The organism is Massilia aquatica (genome assembly GCF_011682045.1).
GTDB classification, from domain to species: domain Bacteria; phylum Pseudomonadota; class Gammaproteobacteria; order Burkholderiales; family Burkholderiaceae_D; genus Telluria_A; species Telluria_A aquatica.
This window is the reverse complement of record NZ_VVIW01000027.1, coordinates 62,827-89,605: the sequence shown is the minus strand read 5'-3', so window position 1 is coordinate 89,605 and position 26,779 is coordinate 62,827. Positions and strand designations below refer to the sequence as shown.

Below are 26,779 nucleotides of genomic sequence, written 5' to 3'. Positions count from 1 at the left end.
GGCGGGAATCCATAGCACCTTCGCGGATCGGAGGTGCTATGGATTCCCGCCGAGGGCCGCCTTGGCGCGGGAACGACGGTTGTGAGGTTATTGCCTTGGCTTGGCTACGTTAAAGCATGGATATTACTTAGTTGCCAGTCAACCCGCGGCGGTTCAGCAGCGGTTCGATTTTCGGCTCGCGGCCGCGGAAGTTGCGGAACAGGTCGAGCGCGTCAGCCGTGCCGCCGCGTGACAGCAGCGTCTTGCGGAAATGGTCGCCGTTCTTGCGCTGCAATCCGCCATTTTCCTTGAACCATTCCACCGTGTCGGCGTCCAGCTTCTCGCTCCACAGGTAAGCGTAATAACCGGCCGAGTAACCGCCCGAGAAACTATGCGAGAAGTACGTGGTGCGGTAGCGCGGCGGCACCGGTGCGAAATCGACGCCGGCTTCCTTCAGCGCGGCCGCTTCGAATCCCAGCACGTCGGTCGGCACTTGCGCCGCACCCAGCTGGTGCCAGCGCTGGTCCACCAGGGATGCCGCCAGGTACTCGGTGGTCAGGAAACCCTGGTTGAATTTTTTCGACGCGATCACCTTGTCGAGCAATGCCTTCGGCATCGCCTCGCCAGTCTTGTAGTGCCTGGCGTAGTTGGCCAGCACTTCCGGCGCGATCATCCACATTTCATTGACCTGCGATGGATACTCGACGAAGTCGCGCGGCACATTCGTGCCCGAGAAACGCGGGTACTTCACGTTCGAGAACATGCCGTGCAGCGCGTGGCCGAATTCGTGGAAGGCGGTCTTGACTTCATCGACCGTCAGCAAGGTCGGCTCACCCTTCGGTGGCTTGGGAATGTTCAGGTGATTGGCCACCACCGAATGCGTCCCCATCAGGCCCGACTGCGACACGTATTCGTTCATCCATGCGCCGCCTTGCTTGTTGCTGCGGGCGTACATGTCGGCCAGGAAGATGGCGAGCTGCTTGCCGTTGGCGTCGAACACGTCGAACACGCGCACATCCGGGTTGTACACCGGCAGGTCCTTGCGTTCCTTGAATGTCAGGCCGTACAGCTTTTCGGCGGCGAAGAACACGCCCTTGACCAGCACGTTGTCGAGCTCGAAATACGGCTTGAGCTGGTTTTCGTCGAAATTGAAGCGCTGGGCGCGCACCTTGTCGGTGTAGAAGGCCCAGTCGGCCGCGCCAACCTTGAAACCGCCCTTTTCAGCGTCGATGACTTTCTGGATATCGTCCGCTTCCTTGCGCGCGTTGGTCACGGCCGGCTTGGCCAGTTCCGACAACAGCTTGTTGACCGCGCCCGTATCCTTGGCGGTCTGGTCTTCCAGCGAATACGCCGCGAAGTTCGGGTAGCCCAGCAGGGCCGCGCGTTCGGCGCGCAGCTTGGCCAGCTTGACGACCACGCCACGGTTGTCGAACTCGCCGCCGTGGCTGCCGCGCTGAAGCGACGCGGTCATCAGGCGTTCGCGCACGGCGCGGTTGGTCAGCACCGCCAGCGGCGGCTGGCCGCTGGTGTTGACCAGGGCGATGGCGAACTTGCCATCATGGCCGCGCGTCTTGGCGTCGGCGGCGGCGGCGTCGATGGCCGCCTCGCTCATGCCGGCCAGTTCGGCGCGGGTGTCGACGATCAGCGCCGAGGCGTTGGTTTCCTTGAGCACGTTCTGGGTGAACGTGGTCTGCATGGTGGCGATTTCGCTGTTGAAGGCTTTCAGCTTTTCCTTGTCTTCGGCGGACAATTTAGCGCCGGCGCGCACGAAATCCTTGTGGTAGCGCTCGAGCAGGTGCTTCGATTCGGCGTCCAGGCCGAGCTTGGCGCGCTTGTCGTACAGGGTCTTCACGCGCTCATACAGCTTGGCGTTGAGGAACACGGCATCGTTGTGCGCGGCCAGCTTGGGCGACATTTCGCGGTCGATCGAATCGAGCGTATCGTTGGTGTTGGCGCCCTGCAGGGCCGAGAAGGTGGTCGCCACGCGCGTGAGCAGCTGGCCCGAGCGCTCCAGCGCCACCACCGTGTTGTCAAAGGTGGGCGCCTTGCGGTTATTGGCGATGGCGTCGACTTCGCGCAGGTGGTCGCTCATGCCGGCCGCATAGGCGGGCAGGAAATGCTCGTCCTTGATCTGGTCGAAGGCCGGGTAGTGGAACGGCAAGGTGCTCAGTTTGGCGAACGGGTTGGCCGCGGCGAGCGAGGTCGCGGGAGCGGCCGGGGCGGCGATGGCGGCGACATTGACCAGCGCCAGGCTGGCGGCAACGATAAGCATGTTTGGACGGTTCATGGCATCTTTCACGGGCGCTAAGTAAAGCTGCCGACGGATAGCCGGCAGCGCATAGCGCACGATCATATCAGCATGGTCACACGCCTGTCATCCGCAACGAGATATGCATGTTTCGCCAGCGCCGCCCGTATTGACGGGCGCCGCGACCGGAAAAATCAGTCGTGCGTCAGTAGTGCGGCGGGCGGTCGTTGACCATGTTCGGTCCAGACTGGGCATTGTTGCGGATGTGTTCGGCCAGCTTGTTGACCATCGCTTCGAGCTGGTCGATGCGGCGGCCTTGCTGGTACACCATCTGGTTCAAGGATTCGACCAGGTCTTCCTGGTGCGCGAGCTTGATCTCGATATCGACAAAACGGTCTTCCTGGCTCACGGCGGCGTCCTTGGGGGCAAAGCCGCCATTATGCCAGTCGCCTACATCGACGCATCGTCCCATGCGGCCGGGGCCACGCCGACCAGTTGCAGCGGCACAGACATGGCGTGATCCGGCGGCGGCGCGCCGAACACGGCGTTCAGCTCGCCCGACATCACCGCCAGCATCTGCTTGATGACCGCCTGGAACGGCCCGAGGTCGGTCTCGGCGCCGACCGTGGCCAGCAAGGCGCGCACCATCGACGCGGCCAGGCTGCCCGCGTAGCCGGCGATTTCGGTGGGACGGTCGAGCGCCAGGGTGAAGTCGGACGCCAGCGCCAGGGTGTTGTCGATGCGTTTGGCGTCGAGCAAACCCTGCACGCTGGTGTTTTCGAGCGCGCCGGCCATGATCGACAGGGCCGCGTTCGCCTGCGAGAGCGCCCCGCTGTCGATCGCATTGCTCCAGTACGCCAGGCCCTCGGCGTCGGCGCTGCGCCCGAGCACGTTCTTGTAGATGGCGCCGACAAAGGCCGGCACGCCGTCCGGATACAGCGCGTCCGATTCGGCGCTCTTGCCGAAGCTGTCGATCAGCTGGCGCAGGGCCGGATTGCTGCCGTAGGCGCTGCTGATGCCGACGATATCGTGCGGCGCGTCGAGCCTGGCCAGCTGCTCTTGGAAATTGCGCATGCCGCCGGCGTCGGCGGCGCGGCCGAAATAGGCCACGTACAACGCCTGCACCACCTCGTCGTATTCGACGTTGACGATGGTGTCGGAAAACTTGAGCAGCTCGACCCCGACCAGCAAGGGCAAGCCGCCGCCGGCGCCGTTCTTGGGCAGCACGGCGTAGCCCTCGCCCGTGCTGGTGATGTTGTAGTCGGCGCGCGCGCCGGCAAAACCGAACAGGTCGACCCCGGCGCCGCCGTTGACAAGAGCTTGCATGATAATTCCCTTCGATCCGAACACGACGGCGCTACCACCACGGCCGGCGCCTGACCTCACTATACCAGCGTCGGCTCCCACGACTGGTAGCCGATGCCAATCAACTCGGCGTGCGTGATAGGCAGGTCATCGGCAGGAGCGCCGGGAGCGTCGGCCGGCCGCGCGCCGCCCAGCGTCATCCCCTTGAGGGTGGCGACGATGGTGGCCTGGTAGGCCTGCAAGTCGGTGGCGGCGGTGACCGCGCCGAGCATGTTGCGCACCGCGCCGGCCGCGGCGGCGCCGCTGTAGCCGCCGATTTCCTGGGCAGTGTCGATCATCAGGGTAAAGCCCGAGGCGGCGGTCAGCTTGTTGGTGACCAGTTTGGCGTCGAGCATGCCCTGCGAGGTCTTGTTGTCGAGCGCGCCGGCCATGATCGAGAGCGAGGCGTTGGCGCGCGACAGGCCGCCGCTGTCGATGGCGTTGCTCCAGAAGGTCAGCCCGCCCGCGTCCGGGGCGCGTCCGAACACGTTCTGGTAGAGCGCCTTGATGAAGGTGCCGGTATTACCCGGATACAGGGCGGCCGACTCGGCGCTGCTGGCGAAACTGTCGACCAGAGCGCGCAGGCCGGCATTCTTGCCGTAGGCCTCGGACAGGCCGCGCAGGTCTTCCGGGGCGCCCAGGGCACTCAACTGCTGCTGGAAGCTCTGCATGCCGTTATAGTCGGCCGCGCGGCCGAAATAGCCGACGTACAGGGCCTGCACCACCGACTCGTAGGCCAGCGACACGCTGCTGCCGGCAAACACCAGCGTTTCGATGTTGGTCAGCACGTCGCGGCCTTCGTCGCCGACGCGGTCGGTGACGATATAGGCGCCGTTGACCTTGGTGATATCGTAATTCGCGCGCGCGCCGCTGTAGCCGGCTTCGTCGAAGCCGGCCTTGCCGTCGATGCTGTCGTCGCCGCCGGCGCCGTCCACCCGCTCGCTGCCGGCGGTACCGGTGATGGTTTCGTCCATGCTGCGCCCGGTGAGGTAATCCATGCTGCCGCCCACGCCATACCTGCCGCGCAGGCCATCGCCACCGTAAATCCAGTTGAAGGCGGCGATATCGTACTCGCTGTAGGTACTGTAAAACTTGTCGTCGAGATGGTCGTAGGACATCAGGGTGTTGGCGGTGTAGTCATCTTCGTAGGGCAACTGGTGCGTGCCTTCGAAGGGGTGGGCCAGCCCCATCATGTGGCCCAGTTCGTGCAGCAGCACCTGATAGCCCTGGCCGCCCGGGGTCAGGTCGGCGGTGCTGGTGCGGTATTCCAGATTGTCGAGGTAGACATAGGCGCTGGCGGTGTAATCGGTCACCTGCGCACGGGGCAAGGTGGTGAGCGGCGGCGTGTACAGGGTATGCCAGCTGGTCAGCCCCACGAAATCGTCGTTCTCGATATCGACCAGGGCCAAGTGGATCTGGGCGCTGCTGCCGATCATGGTTTCCTGGAAGCGCACGCCGGTCACCGTGCTCAGGTAGGCCAGCGCGGTGCGGGCCGAAGCTTGCTGGGCCGGCGAAAAGGCGCTTTGGCCGCGCTCGCCTTCCTCGTTGCCGCTGGTGATGGAAAAAGTGTAGGTCAGATATGGCTTGTAGGTGCCCAGGTAATTCCAGTCGGGTCCCTCGTCGATCAGGGCATCGATGTGGTTAAAGCCGGACAGGTACAGGTTTTTGATATCGGAAACGGTGGTCATGGAAGCGCTATTCGTGATGGCAGGCCGGGGATGCGCTGCGCGAAGGGACGCGCGAGGCTGGCAGGCTGCGGAGAGGCATGGGCCGGATGTCTTACCGGCGGATACCATAAGTATCTCAAAAGAAAGTATTGACGTCAAACATTTGCTTATAAAACAGGCAGGCAAAAGCGTATTTTGTCAAAAAACTACAGCCAAAGCGGGCCTTACCCGAATCGGATAAGGTCGGCCTGGACTTGGGTAAATGGGATCTTTACCTTACAGGTCAATCAACCCGGCCCGCCATGGGCGTGGCAGCCGGGCATGACTACGGACGAAACGGCTCTTCTCCAAGTGCGTCACCAGAGCCATGTGGATATCCGCTTGGATGCTTACTATCGTAAATGGCTGGAGGCCTGCTTGGAGTATCGTCGAAGAGCTGCAGGTATCCTTGAAAGCGGAACATGCGATTGCGTTTCCGCCCGGTCGTCTCTGCAACAAACCCTGCTTTTTCAAGGGTTGAGAGCGCATTATTTGCGGTTGCATAAGTCATTCCAAGTAATTTTTCCGCAGTGCGCGCGTCCATGATTGGGTGTTTGAAAAGATGATCGATGAGCGCCAGTTCGGGTTTTCCCATTCTGGCGGCAACCTGTTGCGCTTCACTACGGAACTGGACAATTCTTTTTGCGGTGTCCGCCGCTTCATGGCCGACGACTGCCACGCCGGTAAGAAAAAATTTCACCCATCCTTCCCAGTTTCCATTGACTCGCACCTCCATCAACCGGTCGTAATATTCGTGCCGGTTCGCCTTCAGGTAGTGACTGATGTATAGCAACGGTCTTGCCATGACCTCGCGTTGATGCAGCATCAATGGAACCAGCAATCGGCCGATACGACCATTTCCATCAAGAAATGGATGGATCGTCTCAAACTGAAGATGCGTGACTGCGCACTGGATCGACACCGGCAGGGAATACCGGTCGTGAAGGAATTGTTCAAAATCGGCAAGCGCGGAATTCATTTCCGGGACTGGGGGAGGGACAAAGGCCGCATTGCTCAGTGTGGCCCCTTGTGGCCCAATCCAGTTTTGGGTTTTGCGAAATTCACCGGGGTCCTTGTGCTCCCCACGAACACCCGCCATCAAGCGCGAATGAATTTCGCGGATTAAGCGCAGCGATAAAGGTAGCGTCGTGAGTCTCTCCATCCCATAGTTCATTGCATCTACATAATTTACAACGTCGGCAATGTCTCTGGTCCGGACCCCGTCCTCGTCGATTTCGGCCTCCAACACCTCATCGAGCGTACATTGAATGCCTTCGATCTGAGAACTCAGCACCGCCTCTTTGCGCACATACATTGCGACAAACAATTCTGGGTTCGGCAGGATCTCGGTGATGCCTGCAAGACGGCCCAGAGCGATATCGGCATCGGATAAAAGCCTGATCATCTCGCCGTCAAAAGCGATGTGTGGAGGCAAATTTGCTGGAACAAAAGCCAAATAGCCAGTTCCTTGAGGAACGGTTTTGCCAGCTCTCGAATGACACGGTTGCATAATATAGCGCTCCGTTTGATGCTGTTATTATAAATTTTATCGATTTTTTATAATAAATACCTGTTGAAGAACTTCATGTATCAGCAGATTGCAACAACCACCGCTGCATCGGCCGCGACACTTTGACATCCACGGTGACGCAGAAGGCCGATGATGCCATATCTTCCGCAAGCAGCATGCCCGTCAAGCTTCATGCTCCTGCGCTTGCCGGGCATTGCCTGCCAACGGCCGGAAACGCTCCAGCCGTACTACCGACAAGCCGGCCTAGCAGTTTTTTTCGCTTCGACTCCCCAAATCCGACAGGCTGCTAATACGGCAAATCGGTCCAGGACGTCGTGTCCAGCCCGACCAGGGCGATATGCTCGCCCGGCACCAGGGCGTCGTGGCCGGACCAGAAAGCGCCGCTTTGCGCGCCGCTGACGCTCATTTTCAGCAAGGTGCTGGCGATGGTGGCCTGGAAGGCGGCGATATCGGTCGCCGCCGTGACCGTGCCGAGCATGGCGCGCACCGTGGCCGCCGCATTGTTGCCCATGTAGCCGTTCACTTCAGCCGAGCTATCGATGGCCAGGGTGAAGTCGGAGGCCAGGGTGATCTTGTTGTTGACCAGCTTGCCGTCGAGTACGCCCTGGGCAGTGGTGTTTTCCAGCGCGCCGGCCATGATCGAGAGCGAGGCGTTGGCGCGCGACAGGTTGCCGCTCTCGATCGCGTTGGTCCAGAACGCGGCGCCGCCGGCGTCCGGAGCGCGGTTGAAGATGTTCTGGTAGACCGCCGCGATAAAGCTGGCCGTGCTGCCCGGATACAGCGCCGCCGATTCGGCGCTGGCGCCGAAGCTGTCGATCAGGCCGTGCAAACCCGCATTGTCGGCGTAGGCCGCGCTGATGGCCGAAAACGTCAGCGGCGCCTTCAGCACGCTCAACTGCGCCTGAAACGATTCGAGTCCGCCCGAATCGGCGGCGCGCCCGAAGTAGGCCAGGTAGAGCGCCTGCACCACGTCGTCGTAGTCGAACTGGAGAACGCCGCCGTCGAAACGGATGGCTTCGACATTGCGCAGCAGGTCCACGCCGCCGCTGCCGGTTTTGTCGGTCACGACGAAGCCGTGCTCATCGCGCACCACGTAATAGTTGCCGCGCGGGCCGTTGTAGCGGACCGAATCGGTGCCGCCCAGGCCATCGATGAGGTTATTGCCGCTGGTCGGCTGCAGGAAGTCGTTGCCGGTGGTGCCAGTGACGGCGCCGCCGTCGGCCGGGGTCGCCGCGCCCAGCGCAAACAGCAGGTGCTTGGCGGAGGCGCTGGTGTTGCCGGCCTTGTCGAACGCGCTGACGAGGACGTCGTAATTGCCGTCGGCCAGCACACTGCCGCCCAGGCTCCATTTGCCGTCCGCGCCAACCGTGCCTTCGGCGAGGATGGCGCCGGCATTGCTCAGGCGGATCGTGTTGCCGGCGTCGCCGCTGCCGCTGAAGCGGACCACGCCGCCGGCGCCGAGCAGCGCGTTGCCTGATGGCGCCGCCGGCGCCACGGTATCGACGCTGAGCGCCAGTGCCGCGCTCGCGGCCGAGACATTGCCGGCGGCATCGGTGGCGCGCACGGTGAGCGCCAGGTTCAGGCCATCGGCAAGGGCGGCGGTGGCCACCGCGTAGGTGCCGCCGGCGCCGGCCTTGGTGCTGGCCACCAGCGTGGCGCCGCTGTACACATCGATCCTGGCATTGGCTTCGGCGCTGCCGCTCACCACAGGCTTATTGCCGGACACGAAACCGTTGGGGTTCTTGTCCACGCTGGCCGTCGGCGCGGCCGGGGCGCTGGTGTCGGCCGGCGGCGTGACGACCGGCGGTGGCGTCACGACTGGCGGCGTCACGACCGGCGGCGGGGTCACGACCGGCGGCGGGGTGACCACTGGCGGCGGCGTGACCACCGGCGGTGGCAGTACCTGGTTCGACGGCACGCTGCGGTCGTCGAATGCCAGCACTTCGACCGAACTCAGGGTATCGACGCCGTCGGCGCCGCTCACGCGCAGCTTGCCGCCGCCCAGATCGGTAAAGGTATAGGCGGCGAACTTGCCGCGGAAGACGGCGGTATCGGTCCCGCTGCCGCCGTTGAGCGTATCGTTGCCGCCGTCGCCTTCGAGGCGGTCGTTGGCGGCGCCGCCGCTGAGGGTGTCGGCCAGGCTGGTACCGGTGACAAAGCGCCCGCCGCCGCTTGCATTCATGCCGAGCGCGCCGCCCAGGCCGTCGCCGCCGTACAGCCAGTTCAGGGCCGCCACGTCGTACGGGCTGAAGGTGGCGTAAGGACCGCCCTTGTTGGTGTACGACAGCAGCGTGTTGCTGCTGTTGTCCTCGGCGGCCGGCAAGCGGATCGCGTCGTCGAACGGGTGCTTCAGGCCCATCATGTGGCCCAGCTCGTGCAGCAGGATCTGCAGGCCGCCCGAGCCGGGCGCCAGGGTCGCGTTCGCGGGCAGGGCGGCGGCCACATCGTCCAGGTACACATAGGCCCTGGCGCTGTAGCCGAGCAGGCTCTCTCCCGAGTACGAGATGCTGGAACCCCAGCTGGCCAGGCCGGCCGTGCCGCCGCCCAGGTCCCTGGCGGCCAGGTGCACGTCGGCGGCGCCGCCATCGGCGGTTTCGGCGAACACGATGCCGGTGATCGCGCTCAGCGTCGCCATGGCCGCGCGCGCGCCCGCCTGCTGGCCGGCGCTGAAGGCCATCAGGCCGTTTGCGGCGCTGTGCTCGCCCTCGTTGTGGGAAGCGATCGAAAAGGTGTAGCGGATGGTGTTGCCGGCAGGCGTCAGATAGTTCCAGTCGGGGCCGCCACCGAGCAGGGCGTCAATGTGGTTCAGGCCGGAGAGGACGGTGTCGAGATCGGAAACATTAGGCATGCGGTGCACTCAGGTTGAATATGGAAAGGTTTCCAAACTCGAACCGGCGCTGAGCGCCCGGCAACAGATTTGGAAGGTTGCCGCGTTTGCTCGACAAGCCGCGCAGTATTCCAAATTTATGTAATGACGTCAAATTTATTATGATATGTGCATTGTCGGCTGTGCACGACGGGCGGCTGCGGGCGTGCGGGCGGAGCCGCCCGCACGCATGGCAAAAAGCCGGCGCCGCCCGCAAGGGGTGACGCCGGCCTCAGGCACGAACGGCTGCGGTAGTTACAGCCGTTATAGCGGCAGGTCGGTCATGGACATGGCGTGCCATCCGACCAGGGTCACCGGCTGGGCCGGCAGTTCGGCTTCGTACAGCGACGCTGAGGCCGCGGTCTGCACCCCGGCGCCGCTCATCTTGAGCAAGGTGCTGGCGATGGTGGCCTGGAAGGCCGCGATATCGGTGGTGGCGGTGACCGTGCCGAGCATGGTGCGCACCGTGGCGGCGGCGCCGTTGCCGACATAGGCATTCAGTTCAGCCGGGGTATCGATGGCCAGGGTGAAGTCGGAGGCGATGGTGATCTTGTTGTTGACCAGCTTGCCGTCGAGTACGCCCTGGGTCGTGGTATTCGCCAGCGCCCCGGCCATGATCGACAGCGAGGCGTTGGCGCGCGACAGGTTGCCGCTGTCGATGGCGTTGGTCCAGAACGCCGCGCCGCCGGCGTCCGGGGCGCGGTTGAAGATGTTCTGGTAGACCGCGGCGATGAAGCTGGCGGTGCTGCCCGGATACAGGGCGGCCGATTCGGCGCTGGCGCCGAAGCTGTCGATCAGGCTGTGCAGGCCGGCATTCTTGTCATAGGCTGCGCTGACGGCGGAAAATGTGTACGGCGCGTCCAACTGGCTCAGTTGCGACTGGAAGGACGACAAGCCGCCCGAATCGGCCGCGCGCCCGAAGTAGGCCAGGTACAGCGCCTGCACCACGTCGTCGTATTCGAGCTTGAGGGTGCTGTCGCTGAACTTGACCGCTTCGACATTGCGCAGCAGGTCGGTGCCGTCGGTGCCGCTGCGGGCGGTGACCACGAAACCGCTGTCGTCGCGCACCACATCGTAATTGCCGCGCGGGCCGGTGTAGTTGGCCGTGTCGGTGCCGGCGCCGCCGTCGATGACGTTGTTGCCCGCAGTCGGCAGCAGGGTATCGTTGCCGGAGGTGCCGCCGAGATTGGTGCTGGACCCGACCGCAAACAGCAGGTGCTTGTTGGCCACGCTGCTGTTGTCGGCCTTGTCGATCGCGCTCACGGTGACGTCGTAGTTGCCATTGGCCAGGGTCGTGCCGCCCAGGCTCCAGCTGCCGCCGGCGCCGACCGTGCCTTCGGCGATGACGGCGTTGGCGTTGGTCAGGCGGATCGTGCTGCCGGCTTCGCCGTTACCGCTAAACAGGACCGCGCCGTTGGACGAGACATTCACGGTCGCCGTCGGGGCCGCCGGGGCCACGGTGTCGACGCTGAACTGCAGCGCCGCGCTGGGCAGCGAGACATTGCCGGCGGCATCGGTGGCGCGCACCGTCAAGGTCTGGTTCAGGCCGTCGGCCAGGACCGCGGTGGCGACCGACCAGGTGCCGCCGGAGCTGGCCATGGCGGTGGCGACCACGCTGGTGCCGCTGAGCACCTCGACCTTGGCGTTGCCTTCAGCCAAGCCGCCCACAAGCGGCTGGTTGCCGGCGACGAAACCGGCGGCGTTCTTGACCAGGCTGGCGGTCGGCGCAGCCGGCGCGGTGGTGTCGCCCGGCGGTGGCGGCGTCGCCACGTTGGGCGCCTGCACGCTCTGGTCGTCGAACTTGAGCAGTTCGACCGAGTTCAGGGTGTCGCTGCCGTCGGCGCCGATCACGCGCACGCTGCCGCCGCCGAGATCGAGCACGGTGTAGGACCCGAAATTGCCGCGGAACACGGCGGTATCGGTGCCGCCGCCGCCGTTGAGTATGTCGTCGCCGCCGTCGCCTTCGAGTTTGTCGTTGGCGGCGCTGCCGGTCAAGGTATCGGAAAAGCTGGTGCCGGCGAGGTAGCGCCCGCCGCCGGTCGAGTTGATGCCGAGCGCGCCGCCCAGGCCATCGCCGCCGTACAGCCACTTGAGGGCCGCGATGTCGTACGGGCTGAAGTCGGCGTACGGACCGCCCACGTTGGTGTACGACAGCAAGGTGTTGGACGTATTGTCGTCGCCGGGCGCCAGGTGGGTGCTGCCCTCGAACGGATGCTTCAGGCCGATCATGTGGCCCAGTTCATGCAGCAGGGTCTGGAAACCAGTGGTGCCGGGCGCCAGGTTGCTATTCGTCGCCGCGAACTCGACATTGTCGAGATAGACATAGGCTTGCGCGTCGTAGGCGGTGACGGTGTTGCCGCTGTAGTTGTAGCTCGAATTCCAGCTGCACAGTCCGCTCGTGTTGACGCCCGCGATATTGATCGCGGCCAGGTGCACATCGGCTGTGGCGCCGCTCACCGTTTCGGTAAACACAATGCCGGTCAGCGCCGCCAGCACCGCGAAAGCCGCGCGCGCATGGGTTTGCTGGGACGCGGAAAACGCGGTCTGGCCGCCCTGCGTCGCTTCATTGCCGGAGGCGACCGAGAAGGTGTACAGGATGGTGTTGCCGGCGGGCGTGAGGTAGTTCCAGTCGGGCCCGGTGTCGAGCAAGGCATCGATGTGGATCAGGCCGGAGGTGGGTGTTACGGTGATGTCGGATACGGTCGCCATGCTGTGTGCTCGTCATTGGAAGTGAAGGGGTCCAAATGACGCGCAACCGGCACGGAACACGGCACCGGAAGGCGGATTCGGAAAGTGGCGGGCGCAGGCGCCGGCGGTGAATTCAGTATTTCAAACTCGGAAGTTACCGTCAAACAAAATTTGAATCGTGCGTGCAATTTATCGCAAATAAACACCACCGCAGACGATCACATCCTCGGTTGGCTGGCAATACATTGCCTTAGGTTCAATCTTACCGCTCACCGGATTAGTGAACTTATATTCTTGCCAAAAAGAAGGATTCTTTTTTGCCATCTCAACCCGTTCTTTCACGAAAGCCTTGCCGTCGATGTCGTTCAACTCCATCAGATTCTTGTTCAACATTTTCGGATTGGCACCATGCGCGCGCACCACGCCATCGAAGCCGTAAGCCACCATGTACAGGTCGCGGTCGGTGAAGGGACCATCCTTGCGGTTGATCTCGCTGTAGGTCTTGTCCTTGCCGTTGGCCTTCATGAAGGCGATGGTTTTCTTGACCATGGCTTCGGCTTCCGGCTTGGTGGCAAACTCGTCGGCGCTGGCAGGCAGGGCGACGCACAGGGACAGCATGGCGCCGGCGATCAGGCGGCGCGGCACGACAGCGAATGTCAACATGGAAACTCCCTTCGGCGAAGCGCGCCAAGGCGACGCGCCAAGGCGACGCGCCGGTCCATCCTAGCACTTCTGTGAGGTGCTGCCGAGTGTTAAGTTTTGGGTGTTGCTAGCAGGGCCTTCAGGCTGGCCAGGCGGTCCTTGGGCGAAATCGTTTCGGCTTCGGTCGGCGCAGCATCGCCGACGTCGAGTGCCATTTCCTTAATGAAACGCGAGACATCGCAATGCACCTGTTCGCCGGCGCGCTTGCGCTTCTTGCACCAGGTAATGTACAAGGTGCGCTGGGCGCGTGTGATGCCCACGTACATCAGGCGCCGCTCTTCCTGGATGCGCGCGCCGATGGTTTCCACCGACGCATCCGGATCGCCCTTGTGCGGCAGGATGCCCTCCTCCACCCCGACCAGGAAGACGTGCGGAAACTCGAGTCCCTTGGACGCGTGCAGGGTCGACATGCGTACCGCGTCGGGCTCTTCGTCCTTGCCTTCCAGCATGCTCATCAAGGCGACCATCTGGGTCAGTTCCAGCAGGTTCTTTTCGTCGCCGGATTTATCCTTGCCGCCGCAGCCGCGCTCCTTGAGCCAGTTGGTAAATTCGAGCACGTTCTGCCACTTGCTTTGCGCGGCGCGGTCATCGAAGGTATCGTACAGATAACTCTCGTAGGCGATCTCTTTCATCATGTCGTCGAGCACCGCAGCCGCGTTCTCGCCGCTGCCGGATGGACCGGGGCGGCTGGCGCGCGCTTCGAGCTGGTTGATGAAGTTGCAAAAAGCGCGCAAGGGCAACAACTGGCGGTCCGGCAGCTTCGCTTCGATGCCGCCCTTGAAGGTCGCTTCGAACAGCGAACAGTTCCACTGCTTGGAAAACGCCCCCAGCACTTCCAGGGTGGCCATGCCGACCCCGCGCTTGGGCGTGGTGACGGCGCGAATGAAGGCCGGGTCGTCGCCATCGTTGGCGATCAGGCGCAGGTAGCTGATGATGTCCTTGATTTCAGCCTTGTCGAAAAAACTCTGGCCGCCCGAAATCGTGTACGGAATGCGTTCCTTGCGCAGGCATTGCTCGATCACGCGCGCCTGGTGGTTGCCGCGATACAAAATGGCGTAATCGGACCACTTGTTCTTGCGCTGGAAGCGGTCGCTTGAGATCATGATCGCCACCTGCTCGGCTTCCTGGTCGTCGGTCTGCATGCCGAGCACGGTGATCGGCTCGCCCAGTCCGTGTTCGGACCACAGGGCTTTTTCGAACAGCTTGGGATTGTTCGAGATGACCGCGTTGGCCGCCTGCAAGATGCGCGTGGTGGAACGGTAATTCTGTTCGAGCTTGATGACGCGCAAGTCCGGAAAATCGTCGCCCAGGGTTTTCAGGTTTTCCACCGAGGCGCCGCGCCAGGCGTAGATGGCCTGGTCGTCGTCGCCCACGGCGGTAAACATCGGCTTCTTGCCGATGCCGGTGACCAGCAGTTTGACCAGTTCGTACTGGCAGGTGTTGGTGTCCTGATACTCGTCCATGAGCAGGTAGCGCAGGCGGCGCTGCCATTTGTCGCGGATCGGATCGTTGTTGCGGAACAATTCCACCGGCAAGCGGATCAGGTCGTCGAAGTCGACCGCCTGATAGGCCGCCAGGGTCGCCACATAGCTGCGGAACACGCGCGCGGCCGAGGCTTCGTCTTCATCCCTGGCGTCGCGAATCGCGTCTTCCGGGTCGACCAGGGCATTTTTCCACAGCGAAATGGAATTCTGGATGCTGCGGATCAGCTGCTTGTCGGTGGTGATGGCCAGATCCTGGACCAGGCCGAAGCAATCGTCGCTGTCCATGATCGAAAAGCGGTCCTTCAGGCCCACGCCGGCCGCTTCCTGGCGCAGGATTTTCACGCCCAGCGAGTGGAAGGTGGAGACGGTCAACTGCTTGGCCTGGCGCGGCTGCTTGAGCAGCTTGGCGATGCGTTCCTGCATTTCGAGCGCGGCCTTGTTGGTGAAGGTCAGGGCGGCGATGGTGCGCGGATCGTAGCCGCGGTCTTCGATCAGGTGCGCGATCTTCTGGGTGATGACGCGCGTCTTGCCCGAGCCGGCGCCGGCCAGCACCAGGCAGGGACCGTCGAGGTACATGACCGCTTCGCTCTGGGGAACGTTCAGGCCGAAACTGGGGGTGGTGGACATCGGGAGGGGCACTCTGGTGGGGGACGACCGTCCATTGTAACGTACCGCCGGGGTGTTTCCGCGAGGCCATCGTGGCCACGCCGGGTCAGTCCGTCTCGAGCAGTTCGACGCACAGGAGCGGGTTGGCGGCGTCCACCAGCGCCAGCGCCATATTCGCCTTGGCAACCAGGTCGAGCGGCTCGATCTGCTGGACATAATGGCCATGCGTGACCCGGTCCATGCCGGCCCCGGCCAGTTTGGCCACCGTGCGCAGGCCGGGGGTGAGCGCCACGCTGTCGAGCTTACCGGCGTGCAAAATCAGGTTGCGCTGGCGGTACAGCCGGTGAAACGCATCGGCAATCACGGCGCGGATGGTGGCCAGTTCCTCCCTGGGATTGTGAAACAGCTTGCGCATGCGCGTCACGGCGGCCTGGTCGCTCAATCCCGGCAGCGGCGGCATGCCGCCGGCGATGATGATGCCGCCCACGATGCGCGAGCGTGCGCGGTTGCTGGCGGCACTGTCGAGTTCCGGATAGCGGCCCGGGGATTGCTGGCGCACCAGATGCGCCAGCCTGGTCAGTTCGGCGCGCGGAAAGGAACAGGTCACCAGGCTGGCCAGGTTGCCGGCCGCGCTGGAGCGGTCGGCGGGCGCGGCCAGCAAGCCTTCGATCGCGCCCCAGCCGCCGGCCACAGCCGCCACCGGCGAGCTGCCGTCCAGATGGGCGAGCAGGTCGAGCGCCGCATCGACGCTGTGGTTGGCGTCGGCGCAAAAGATCCGGTCTTCGCGGTACAGCTCCTTGACTTCGACGCCTCGCCGGTCGTGGTCCAGGTCGAACGGCGCCGCGCTGCCGGCGACCCACAGCGTGGGCAGCCGGTTCAGGTGCAGGCCGGTGGCCAGCAAGGCGCGCGCGGCGTAGCGGTCCGATTCGCTGCGGGCACGCTGCGCCGCGCCGGCCGCATCGCGCGCCCTGACCGTGATCACCAGCGCCACCGGGGCGCGCACGGCGGCGCTGTCGACACCGTGGCGCCGCAGCCAGTCGCTGACCTGCGCGCCTTTCAGCCAGGACGGCGGCACGCCATTGACCAGGCGCGGCACGGCGCCGAAGGCGAGCAGCACCTCCATGTCGCGTGGCGGGCTGGCGATCATTTCCCGGTGCAGCTCGCCGCACAGCTGCGCCAGCGACGGCGCCAGGCTTGCCTCGATGCGGGTGCCGATGAAGTCGCGCAGGTAGTGGCCGGAGAAGCCGGCGTCGAGCAGGTGGCCGGCCACGCTGCGCGCAAACAGCTCCACATTGAGATTGCCCGCTTCGACCACCCGCCCCCATCTGAGCAGGTAGTCGGCCGAGACCAGCGCGGACACCTGGCGGATGGTGTAATGCGCCACGCTGTCCGCACGCGGCACCTGTTGCAGGTGCTGGTGCAGCAGCTTCTTTTCGGCGCCCGTGAAGCCCGGATGCAGGCCGACGCGCTTATTCAGCGAGCCCATCACGCGCTTGACGGCAAGCTCGCTCAGATGCCCCTGGGCCATGACGGCGCACGCCTCATACAGCTCATCGAGCGCCAGCACGATGCCGATGCCCCAGAGAGATCGGTTCCAGGGCGTGCTGTCGGACAGCAACTCGAGCAGGCGGACGACAGCGAGGTGTTCAGGCGTGGTGGCAGAGGAGAGCATAGAAAGACCATGTGCGGTTCGATCCAAACCGATGCGACAGTCTAACTGATCGGTGTCAGAACCCCGACAGCACGATTTTCCCGATCGTGCGTCCCGCCTCCAGCGCCGCGTGGGCGTGCGCCAGGCTGGCGGCGTCGATCCTGCCGCCGCTTTCCCCCACCGTGGTGGTGAGCACGCCGGCGTCGACCAGTGCCGCTACCTCGCCCAGCAGCGTGTGCTGCTCGATCATGTCGGCCGTGCCGAACATCGAGCGCGTAAACATCATCTCGAACACCACGGTCACGCTCTTGCCGAACACCAGGTCCATCGGCAGCGGGCGCTCGTTGCGCACGATTGCGCAGATCTTGCCCTGCGGCGCGATGGCCGTGGCCATGGCGGCGAAATGCAGGTCGATATCATTCAGGCACAAAATATAGTCGACCTCGGCCAGCCCCAGCGCGGCCAGCTGGGCCGGCATGTCGCCATGGTGGTCGATCACATGGTCGGCGCCGAGCGCGCTGCACCACTCGCTGGACGCGGGACGGGAAGCCGTCGCCACCACGGTCAGCCTGGCCAGCTTTTTGGCCAGCTGGATCGCAATCGAGCCGACGCCGCCGGCGCCGCCGATGATCAGCACCGACTTGCCCGCGTCGGCCCCGCTGCGCGAGACGCCCAGGCGCTCGAACAGCGCTTCCCAGGCGGTGATGCTGGTCAGCGGCAGCGCGGCGGCCTGCTCCATGCCGAGGCTGGCCGGCTTGCGCCCGACGATGCGCTCGTCGACCGCATGCAACTCGCTGTTGGCGCCCGGACGCACCACGCTGCCCGCGTAGTAGACCGCATCGCCCACCTTGAACAGGGTCGCCTGCGGCCCCACCGCGCTGACGGTGCCGGCCACGTCCCAGCCGAGCAGGCGCGGCTCGCCATCGTGGGCGGCGGCCTTGCGCTGCTTGTAGTCGACCGGATTGACCGAAATCGCCTCGACCCTGACCACCAGGTCGCGCCCCTGCGGCTGCGGCTCGGGCAGGTTGACGTCGTGCAGGGCTCCGTTAATGACGGCAATGGCTTTCATGTTGTTTCCTTGTCTGGTTGAGAGATGAACCAGTGTAGACCGCGCCGATTCGATTGATAATTGGCATAATGATTGAATATCTCTTCAGCAAAACAACACAATGAACCTCGACCTGACTGATGTGGCGCTGTTCGTGCGGGTCTGCGCCACCCGCAACCTGTCGGCGGCCGGGCGCGAATTCGGGCTGTCGCCGGCGGCGTCCAGCGCGCGCATGGCCCAGCTCGAACGCCAGCTGGGCGCGCGCCTGCTGCACCGGACCACGCGCCAGATCGCCCTGTCGCAGGATGGCGAAGTGTTTCTGGAACGCGCCGTGGCCCTGCTCGACGCCGCCGAGCAGGCGCGCGCCTCGGTCGGCGCCGGGCGCGAGCCGCAGGGTTTACTGCGGGTGGCGGCCTCGGTCTCGTTCGGGCGCCTGCACCTGATGCCGTGGCTGCCAGAATTTTTGGAACGCTATCCGGGCCTGCAGCTCGACCTGCGCCTGTCGGACCGGGTGATCGACCTGGCCGCCCACGGCATCGACGTCACCATCCGCAACGGCCCGCTGCACGACTCGGCCCTGATCGCGCGCGTGCTCGCGCCCAGCCGCCTGCTGCTGGTGGCCTCGCCCGCCTATCTGGCGCGGCACGGCACGCCGCAGCGGCCGCAGGAGCTCAGCGCGCACCAGTGCCTGGTGCTGGAAGGCGTCAATCCATGGAATTTCAGGGATGCGGATGGCAGCCTGATCAGCGTGCGGGTGGGCGGGCGCATGCGCAGCGATAACGGCGAAGCGATGCGCGACGCCGCCATGGCGGGGCTGGGGATTGCGCTGCAATCGACCTGGGCGGTGTATCAGCAGCTCAAGAGCGGCGCGCTGGTGCCGCTGCTGGCGCAGTATCCGATGGCCTTGAATTCAGTGGTGTCGGCCCAGTACCTGAACCGCAATTTCCTGCCGCCCAAGACGCAGGTGTTCATCGATTACCTTGCCGCGCGCTTCGGGCCGGCGCCGTACTGGGACGAGGGCTTGCCCGGGATCGGCAACTAAGTGGAGGCGGCTGCCTTGTTGTCGGCGCACAGGAGCTTGAGCAGGCGCAGCTGTTCATGCTGCATTTCCAGCAGTTGCAGCTTGAAGCCATCCATTTTTTCGTGCAGGGCCATGATTTCCAGCTCGGCCTTGAGGTTGATCTCGTAATCGTTTTGCGCGTTGAGGCGGTCGATTTCGCCCTGGCGGTTCTGCGACATCAGGATCACCGGCGCCTGGATCGAGGCCAGCATCGACAGGAACAGGTTGAGCAGGATGTAAGGGTAGGGATCGAAAGGCTTGGCGCCGCCGCGCGTAAGCAGGAAGGAATTGAGCACCACCCAGCACACCAGCACCAGCGCGAACAGCATGATGAAGGTCCAGGAACCGCCGAAACTGGCCACGGCGTCGGCCGCGCGCTGGCCGAAGGTGGGGTCGTCCTCGGGATCGGGCTGGCTGGGGGTGAGCGCGCGCCGTTCGGCGATGTGCTTGGCGACGGTATCGTCGCTGCGTTTTTGCAACTCTTCAATGTGCGCCAGGTAATCTTTGCGGGTAGTCCTCATGCTCTGTTCTTCACTGGTGGTGCAGACCGGTTGTCTGCTCGATAACAGTGTATCCGCAAGTCACTTTTCAGCGCGCACAGATCGCTTGCGTTACCATCGCACTATCCGGGCTGCCATGCCCTTCACCGATGAGCCAGAGCACCATGAAATTTGAACATTTGATTGAAATTAACGACCCCTTGAATCCCCTGATCGACACCCTCACGCGCGAGCAGGTGTGGCGCGGACTGGTGCTGGCCGCCGAATCGCCCAAGCTGTTCGTGCCGCACCTGGACGAGTGTACGATCGACCAGCGCGAGAGCGGCAGTTTCCGGCGCAGCCGCCGTTTCGGCGAGCTGGTCGTGATCGACCGCGTGCTGCTCACGCCGCTCCAGGAAGTGCGCTACGAGGTGCCGGAACAGGGCGAGATCGCCGCCTCGAGCCTGACCGTGACCATTGAGACGCCGGCCGAGCACACCATGTTCGTGCGCTTCAAGTACGACGACGGGCACGATGCCGAGACCGACAAGGTCAATGCCATGTATGACGAGTACAAGAAGTCGGCCTACCAGGAGGCCGATATCGACACCATCCGCATCGTGCGCGAAATGGCTGGCGCGGGACGGCTCGATGCCAGTTATCTGAACTAAGCGCAGTCGCGCCGTTTTTGTTGCAAAACCGGCGGCCGGCGCACCGGGGACAGACCCTGATGCCGTTAAGCGCTTTTGGCCACAAAACTTAGGCTCCGTCATTCCTGCCTTCGCGGGAATGACGGAGCCTAAGTTAACGGCATTAGGGGCAGACCCCCCGGCATTAGGGACAGACCCCGGTTTTGCAACGGACTCACACGCCGGGCGTGGTGTCCGGCGCGCTGCTCGCCTTGGGCGCGCCTTTTTCCAGCTCCAGCGCCAGGTCGCGCAGCGCGGTGCGCACGCCCTCCTCGATCACCGGATGGTAGAACGGCATGTCCAGCATCTGCGCCACCGTCATGCGCGCCTGGCAGGCCCAGGCCAGCAGGTGCCCCAGGTTCTCCGCGCGCGGCCCGATCATCTCGGCGCCCAGGAAGCGCCCGCTGCCGTACTCACCGTACACGCGCAGCATGCCGTGGTTTTGCAGCATCACCCGGCTGCGGCCCTGGTTCTCGAACGACACCTTGCCAACCGCGAACTTGGGTTTACCTTCCGCGCACAACTCCCTGTAGCTATCGCCCAGGGTCGCAATCTGCGGCTCGGTGAAGGCGACTGTCAACGGCGTGCGGCGCAGGCCGGGGCGCACGTCGGGATAGCGGCCGGCGTTGTCGCCCGCGATCTTGCCGTGGTCGGCCGCTTCCGGCAGCACCGGGCGCTCGTTGTTGGCGTCGCCCGCGATGAAAATGTGGCTGGTGCCGCACTGCATGGTGGTAGCGTCGAACAGCGGAATGCCGCGCTCGTCCAGTTCAAGGCCGCTGGTTTCGATACCGATCTTGTCGACGTTGGGCATGCGCCCGGCCGCCACCAGCACATACGAAAAACGGTCGGTATGCCCGGCGCCGGCGGCGTCGCGCGTGCTCAGGACCACTTCCTCGCCCTCCTGCACGGCGCCGACCACCAGTTGCTGGAAACGCAGGTCGAGCTCGCGCCCGAGGGCCTTGGCGGCCACATGCAGCACTTCCGGGTCGCTCAGCTGGGCCACGCTGCCGCCGCGCGCGAACACGCTCACGCGCACGCCCAGGCGATGCAGGGCCTGGCCCAGTTCCAGGCCGATCACGCCGGTGCCGATCACCGCCACCGACTCCGGCAAATCGGTCCAGTCAAACACGGCGTCGCTGACGATGACGCGGTCCCCCACATCCTTAAGCTGGGGCAGCATGACCGGGGTGGAACCGCTGGCGATGACCACGCGCGCAGCCTCGATGCGGGTGTGTTCATCGACCTGCAGCGAGTGCGGGCCGGTGAAGCGGGCGTGGCCGCGCAGCTTGTCCTGCTCGGGGATGTTATCCACCCCCTCGAGCACGAAGCCTACGAAACGGTCGCGTTCGCTGCGCACGCGCGCCATTACTGCCTTGCCGTCGATGCGCACGCCGTCCGGATGGACCCCGAACTGCGGCGCCAGCGCCAGCATGTGGGCCGCCTCGCTGGCGGCAATCAGCAATTTGCTGGGCATGCAGCCGACGCGGGCGCAGGTGGTGCCGTAGGGGCCGCTCTCGATGACGACCGCGGTTTTGCCATGGGCGCGGGCGGCGCGGTACGCGGCCAGGCCGGCGGTTCCGGTGCCGATGACGGCGACGTCGACGTGTAACTTGTTCATGGCGGACTCTTTTTCAACTGGACAGACAAATGGAGGCGGGCGGGTGCCGTTTTCAGGCGTCAACGATACGCCAATTTTGGCTTTTCCGTAGAGTGCGGCTGTTGCGCGTTGGCAGCATCAGGCGAAGCGTATTAGTATTGCTAATCAATTTCAACATGGATAAGCTTAGCTGATGAGTAATCTCGACTATCGCGGCCTGGCCGTACTCGACGCGGTGGCCGCGAGCGGCAGTTTCGACAAGGCGGCGTTGCTGCTGGGAATGAGCCAATCGGCCGTATCGCAGCGCATCAAGGCGCTTGAAGACAGTTGCGGACGGCTGCTGGTGGTGCGTGGCGCGCCCTCGGTGCCGACCGGGCTGGGGCAGCGGCTGGTGGTGCACTTCCGCCATGTGAAGCTGATGGAAGCGGCGCTCGACATCGACCTCGGGCGCGCCACCAGCCTGCCGGCCCTGGCCCTGGCGCTCGACGCCGACAGCCTGGCGACCTGGTTCGCGCAAGCGCTGCCGGCGCTGCTGTCGCCGCCGCGCTGCCAGTTCAACATCGAGCTGGCCGACGGCGAGCGCGCACTGCGGCTGGTGCGCGAAGGCGCGGCCTTCGCCTGCGTGGCCGAGGCCGATGGCAGCGGTGGCGGCGGCGAGGCGGCGGTCGGCACCAGCGCCACGCCGCTGGGCCTGCTGCGCTACACCTGCGTGGCCACGCCCGCGTTCGCGGGGCACTGGTTCGGCGACGGCTTCATTGCCGAGGCGGTGGCGCTGGCGCCGGCGGTGGTCAGCGAGCGCAAGCAGCTGGCGCGCTTCCTGGCGCAGGAGTTCGGTGGCGAGGTCGCCTTCCCGCACCACACCATGCCGGTCTCGGCGGCGCTGGAGAACTGCATCCTGCACGGCGTGGCGTACGGCCTGATGCCCGAGCTGAGCGCCCTGAGCCTGATTGCCGCCGGCCAATTAATCGACCTTGCACCGGGCCGCACCTGGAGCACGGCCCTCTCGTGGCACGCCTGGAACATCGACACCCCCTTCACGCGCGCCCTGACCGAGCACATCGTCACCAGCGCCCGCCGCTACCTGCCGCAGTCCTGAGAGCAGTTGCAAAACCGGCGGCCGGCGAACCGGGAACAGTTGCAAAACCGGGGACAGACCCCGGTTTTCCAACATTTTTATCTTCCAGAGCGGTCAGACTTGCAAAACCGGGGTCTGTCCCCGGTTTTGCAAGTATTGCTTCAGATGTCGAGGGGGTCGACTTCGAGCGACCATTTGACGCGGCTTTTCATGGCGCGCAGCAGGGCCAGCCATTCTTTGAGGAAGGCTTGCAGCGCCGGCCGCGAGGGACTTTCCACCAGCAGTTGGGCACGGTCGACGTTGTGCACCCGCGTCATCGTCATCGGAATCGGGTCGTTCAAGGTGATGCCGTCGAACACCAGCGCGTCGCGCGCACTCTCCAGAAAGCCGATCGCCGTTTCCAGCTCCGGCGCTTCGGCCCGCAACAGCGCCTGGTACAGGTAGGGCGGCAGCGCGGCGGCGCGCCGTTCGGCCAGCAAGTCGGTGGCGAAGCGGTCGTAGTCGTGGTTGACCACCGCCGTGTACAGCGGATGGCTGGCGTAGCGCGTCTGGATCAGCACTTCGCTCACACTCCCGCCTTCGGTGCGCGCCGCCCTGCCCGCGCGCCCGGCCACCTGCATCAATTGCGCGAACAGGCGCTCGCTGGCGCGGTAATCCTGCGAAAACAGCGCGGTATCGGGATTCAATATCCCCACCAGCGTCAGTTTCTTGAAGTCGTGCCCCTTGGCGACCATCTGGGTGCCGATCAGAATATCGACCTCGCCCCGGTGCACCGTGTCGAACGCGGCCTGGGCACTGCCTTTCAGGCGCGTCGAGTCGGCGTCGATGCGCAGGATGCGCGCGTCCGGAAATACCTGCTGCAAGCCTTCTTCCACGCGCTGGGTGCCGCGCCCGAGCGGCTGCAGGTCGACATTGCCGCAGGTCGGACAGTGGCGCGGAATGCGCAGCTCCAGGCTGCAGTGGTGGCAGCGCAGCCGGTGCTCGGGCTTGTGCAGCACCATGAAGGAAGTGCAGCGCGTGCAGTTGCTGATCCAGCCGCACGATTCGCAGCAGATCACGGGCGCGTAGCCGCGCCGGTTCAGGAACAGCAGCGATTGTTCGCCGCGCTCGAGGCGCTGGCGCAGCGCCGCCATCAGGTGCGAAGTCATTCCATCGACCGGCTTGTCGCGCTCCATGTCGAGCAGCTTCACGCGCGGCAGCACCGCATCCTTGACGGCCCTCTCGCGCAGTTCGAGCTTGCGGTAGCGCCCCGATCCGGCGTGGTGCCAGCTCTCGAGCGAGGGGGTGGCCGATCCGAGCACGATCGGAATGCCGAGCTGGCGCGCGCGCCACACCGCCAGGTCGCGCGCGGAGTAGCGCAGCCCTTCCTGCTGTTTGTAGGAGGGGTCGTGCTCTTCGTCGATGACGATCAGTTTCAGGTGCGGCAGCGAGGCCAGGATCGCCAGCCGGGTGCCGAGGATGATGCGGGCCTGGCCCTGGTGCGCGGCCAGCCAGTGCAGCATGCGCTCGCCTTCCGACAGGCTGCTGTGCAAGGTGGCCAGCATCACGCCCGGAAAGCGCGCGCGGATGTTCCCTTCCAGCTGCGGGGTGAGGTTGATCTCGGGGACCAGGATCAGGATCTGGCCACCTTCTTCACGCGCCAGCACCTCGGCGCAGGCTTGCAGATAGACTTCGGTCTTGCCGCTGCCGGTCACGCCGTACAGCAGGATCGGGGTGAAGCCCCGGGCGCCGCCAATGGCGTCGGCCGCTTGCTGCTGGGCGGCGTTCAGGACCGGCATGTCGAGCGGGGTGTGGTCGTGCGCGGGCGCGCCCTTGGCCAGTTTTTTGAGCGCGCGGTCGAGCGCCACGGTGGTGAGCACGCGCAGGTTCTTGGGCAGCCCCGGCAGGGCCACCTCGCCGAGCGGGCGCTGATAGTAGTCGGCCGCGAATGCCGCCAGCGCGATCCATTGCGGCGACAGGGGCGACAGCTGGCTGCGCACGGCCAGCGCGTCTTTGAGCTTGTCGGCCGGGACCTCGGTGTCGTGCTTGATGGCGACGATGAGCCCGACTACCTCGCGGCGCCCGAAGCTGACCAGCGCCAGCTGGCCCACCCGCGGCTCGTCGCCGGGCGCGCACGGCCAGCGGTAATCGAAGCAGCTGGTGAGCGGCGTGTCGAGCGCAATGTTGAGGATGCAGTACGCCATCTGGGTCGGTTCGGTCAGGTTGAAGGAGGCGTGGAAAGACTATCGCCATGCATGTCCGGGACATCGTTTCAAGCAAGCTCAGCTTGTGGACAACTTTGTGGACAAACAATTTGTGCGAGGCCAAAAGCTTTGTGCTTGCACAACAGATGAGCCTAACAACTGAAAATCAAAGAAATTTAATCCTTATAAATCAATCACTTGCGAAAGTCACCGTGAGGGGACGGGAAAACCATGTTTTACCGCCGTTCTGTGCATAAGTAAGGCGCGGAGCATTGAAAATGTAGTCGGATTGTCTGTTGGCCGCTGTGGTCAAATAGCTTGCCAGGGCCGGCCCGGCGCACTCGCGCGCGGCCCGCCGCGCCCTGCTGCGGATTGCCGGCGACACAGTCGGCACCATCATGCAACGCAGCAAATGCTCATGTAACACCTTAACAATTGCGCTAAGTCGCGGTAAACGCGGGACTTTTCATTTTTATCCACACTGCCTGTTGATAACTTTGTGGACAATGCTGGAAAAAGCGCGTTTTCCCTCTGTACCTTGTCCACATTTTCCAGGCCCGACTCAACAGGCTGATTTTATAATCCGTTTAAAATCAATCACTTGGAAGTAGTTGAAACTTTTCTTGAGCGCCTTATTTTTAATCAGCGATGTTCAGAAAAATTGTGAATAAGTGGGATATTGTCATTCAGAAAACGTCTGCCGCAGCGCAGCGGCACCACCCCGGCGAGGTGGCCCCGCTGTAGCCAGACTACAGGCCGGCGCGCTGCTGGCGGCTGAAGCTGTGTACCGCCTCGACCATGGCCGTGACCGACTCCGGCGGAGTGAACTGCGAGATGCCATGTCCCAGGTTGAACACGTGACCCGAACCGTCGGACGGCTTGCCGTAGCTGGTCAGGGTACGCTCGACCTCGGCGCGGATCTGTTCCGGGCTGGCGAACAGGATCGCCGGGTCCAGGTTGCCTTGCAGGGCCACCTTGTGGCCGACCAGCGCGCGCGCGCGGCCCAGGTTGACGGTCCAGTCGAGGCCGACCGCATCGGCGCCGATGTCGGCGATCTGGTCGAGCCACAGGCCGCCGCCCTTGGTAAACACCACCGCCGGGATGCGCACGCCGTCTTTTTCGCGCTTGAGCTGGCTCATCACCTGCTGCATGTACTGCAGCGAGAAGGTCTGGTAGGCGCCGTCGGCCAGCGCGCCGCCCCACGAGTCGAAGATCATCACGGCCTGGGCGCCGGCGTCGATCTGGGCGTTGAGGTAGGCCGCCACCGCCGCCGCGTTGGTCGACAGGATGTGGTGCATCAGGTCGGGGCGGTTGTACAGCATCTTTTTGATGGTGTGGAATTCCTTGGAGCCGCCGCCTTCGACCATGTAGCAGGCCAGGGTCCACGGGCTGCCCGAAAAGCCGATCAGCGGCACCCGGCCATTCAAGGCGCCGCGGATCTGGGTGACCGCTTTAAAGACGTAGTCGAGCGAGTCGAGGTCGGGCGCGCGCAGGGCCATGACATCGGTTTCGGTGCGCAGCGGACGCTCGAACTTGGGGCCTTCGCCATCGACAAAGTACAGGCCCAGGCCCATCGCGTCAGGGACGGTGAGGATGTCCGAGAACAGGATCGAGGCGTCCAGCGGGTAGCGGTCGATCGGCTGCAGGGTCACTTCGGTGGCGTAATCGGGGTTCTTGGCCAGGCCCAGGAAGGAGCCGGCGCGCTCGCGCGTGGCGCGGTATTCGGGCAGGTAGCGCCCCGCCTGACGCATCAGCCACACAGGGGTGTAATCGGTCGGTTGGCGCAGCAGCGCGCGCAGGAATGTGTCGTTCTGGAGCGGGGCGAATTGGGGCATGGGGAACC

The 26,779-nt window shown here is 64.4% G+C and carries 18 protein-coding genes; 3 read left to right on the top strand and 15 right to left on the bottom strand.

Annotated features, from left to right (window positions below):
- Positions 1-127: 127 nt before the first annotated feature.
- From F1609_RS28940 to F1609_RS28890, 11 genes are all read right to left on the bottom strand, one after another.
- Positions 128-2,266, bottom strand: coding sequence for a M3 family metallopeptidase (locus F1609_RS28940; protein ID WP_229422122.1), 2,139 nt, complete (start codon positions 2,264-2,266; stop codon positions 128-130).
- Between the two features lie 166 nt (positions 2,267-2,432).
- A complete protein-coding gene (locus tag F1609_RS28935; protein WP_166881904.1) occupies positions 2,433-2,636 on the bottom strand; it encodes a SlyX family protein in 204 nt (67 codons plus the stop codon).
- 41 nt (positions 2,637-2,677) lie between these two features.
- Complete coding sequence (locus F1609_RS28930) at positions 2,678-3,553, bottom strand: DUF4214 domain-containing protein (RefSeq protein WP_167080553.1); 876 nt, start codon at positions 3,551-3,553, stop codon at positions 2,678-2,680.
- A 59-nt stretch (positions 3,554-3,612) separates the two neighbouring features.
- The gene (locus F1609_RS28925; protein WP_167080551.1) at positions 3,613-5,259 is read right to left on the bottom strand and encodes a DUF4214 domain-containing protein; all 1,647 of its coding nucleotides are present in this window, start codon (positions 5,257-5,259) and stop codon (positions 3,613-3,615) included.
- 304 nt (positions 5,260-5,563) lie between these two features.
- Positions 5,564-6,733, bottom strand: a complete 1,170-nt coding sequence (locus F1609_RS28920) for a Fic family protein (protein WP_196785505.1) — start codon at positions 6,731-6,733, stop codon at positions 5,564-5,566.
- A 361-nt stretch (positions 6,734-7,094) separates the two neighbouring features.
- Positions 7,095-9,656 (bottom strand): Ig-like domain-containing protein, encoded by a 2,562-nt coding sequence (locus F1609_RS28915; protein ID WP_167080549.1) that lies wholly within the window; start codon positions 9,654-9,656, stop codon positions 7,095-7,097.
- A 282-nt stretch (positions 9,657-9,938) separates the two neighbouring features.
- Complete coding sequence (locus F1609_RS28910; protein ID WP_167080547.1) at positions 9,939-12,383, bottom strand: Ig-like domain-containing protein; 2,445 nt, start codon at positions 12,381-12,383, stop codon at positions 9,939-9,941.
- A gap of 168 nt (positions 12,384-12,551) precedes the next feature.
- On the bottom strand, positions 12,552-13,025 hold the full coding sequence (locus tag F1609_RS28905; RefSeq protein ID WP_167080546.1) for a cache domain-containing protein: 474 nt from the start codon (positions 13,023-13,025) through the stop codon (positions 12,552-12,554).
- Positions 13,026-13,114: 89 nt separating this feature from the next.
- On the bottom strand, positions 13,115-15,175 hold the full coding sequence (locus F1609_RS28900) for a UvrD-helicase domain-containing protein (RefSeq protein WP_167080545.1): 2,061 nt from the start codon (positions 15,173-15,175) through the stop codon (positions 13,115-13,117).
- An 85-nt stretch (positions 15,176-15,260) separates the two neighbouring features.
- Positions 15,261-16,826, bottom strand: coding sequence for an integrase (locus F1609_RS28895; RefSeq protein ID WP_167080543.1), 1,566 nt, complete (start codon positions 16,824-16,826; stop codon positions 15,261-15,263).
- 55 nt (positions 16,827-16,881) lie between these two features.
- Positions 16,882-17,874: a zinc-binding alcohol dehydrogenase family protein gene (locus F1609_RS28890; protein WP_167080542.1), complete on the bottom strand. Its 993-nt coding sequence runs from the start codon at positions 17,872-17,874 to the stop codon at positions 16,882-16,884.
- Positions 17,875-17,974: 100 nt separating this feature from the next.
- On the opposite strand from F1609_RS28890, the gene F1609_RS28885 reads away from it, so the two are divergent.
- On the top strand, positions 17,975-18,895 hold the full coding sequence (locus tag F1609_RS28885) for a LysR family transcriptional regulator (protein WP_167080540.1): 921 nt from the start codon (positions 17,975-17,977) through the stop codon (positions 18,893-18,895).
- Here F1609_RS28885 and F1609_RS28880 read toward each other — a convergent pair.
- Positions 18,892-19,434 carry a DUF1003 domain-containing protein gene (locus F1609_RS28880; protein ID WP_167080539.1) on the bottom strand — a complete coding sequence of 181 codons (543 nt, stop codon included), beginning with the start codon at positions 19,432-19,434 and terminating at the stop codon, positions 18,892-18,894. The genes F1609_RS28885 and F1609_RS28880 overlap by 4 nt on opposite strands.
- Positions 19,435-19,577: 143 nt before the next feature.
- Here F1609_RS28880 and F1609_RS28875 point away from each other — a divergent pair, with 143 nt between their 5' ends.
- Positions 19,578-20,063 carry an SRPBCC family protein gene (locus F1609_RS28875; RefSeq protein WP_167080537.1) on the top strand — a complete coding sequence of 162 codons (486 nt, stop codon included), beginning with the start codon at positions 19,578-19,580 and terminating at the stop codon, positions 20,061-20,063.
- 193 nt (positions 20,064-20,256) lie between these two features.
- Here F1609_RS28875 and F1609_RS28870 read toward each other — a convergent pair whose 3' ends face one another.
- Positions 20,257-21,699 carry a dihydrolipoyl dehydrogenase gene (locus F1609_RS28870; protein ID WP_167080536.1) on the bottom strand — a complete coding sequence of 481 codons (1,443 nt, stop codon included), beginning with the start codon at positions 21,697-21,699 and terminating at the stop codon, positions 20,257-20,259.
- Positions 21,700-21,871: 172 nt separating this feature from the next.
- Here F1609_RS28870 and F1609_RS28865 point away from each other — a divergent pair, with 172 nt between their 5' ends.
- Positions 21,872-22,774: an ArgP/LysG family DNA-binding transcriptional regulator gene (locus F1609_RS28865; protein WP_167080535.1), complete on the top strand. Its 903-nt coding sequence runs from the start codon at positions 21,872-21,874 to the stop codon at positions 22,772-22,774.
- Positions 22,775-22,914: 140 nt separating this feature from the next.
- On the opposite strand, the gene F1609_RS28860 is transcribed toward F1609_RS28865, so the two are convergent.
- Together F1609_RS28860 and hemE are read right to left on the bottom strand one after the other, a co-directional pair.
- On the bottom strand, positions 22,915-24,936 hold the full coding sequence (locus tag F1609_RS28860) for a primosomal protein N' (RefSeq protein ID WP_167080533.1): 2,022 nt from the start codon (positions 24,934-24,936) through the stop codon (positions 22,915-22,917).
- Between the two features lie 749 nt (positions 24,937-25,685).
- Complete coding sequence (gene hemE, locus F1609_RS28855; RefSeq protein ID WP_167080531.1) at positions 25,686-26,771, bottom strand: uroporphyrinogen decarboxylase; 1,086 nt, start codon at positions 26,769-26,771, stop codon at positions 25,686-25,688.
- Between the last annotated feature and the right edge of the window lie 8 nt (positions 26,772-26,779).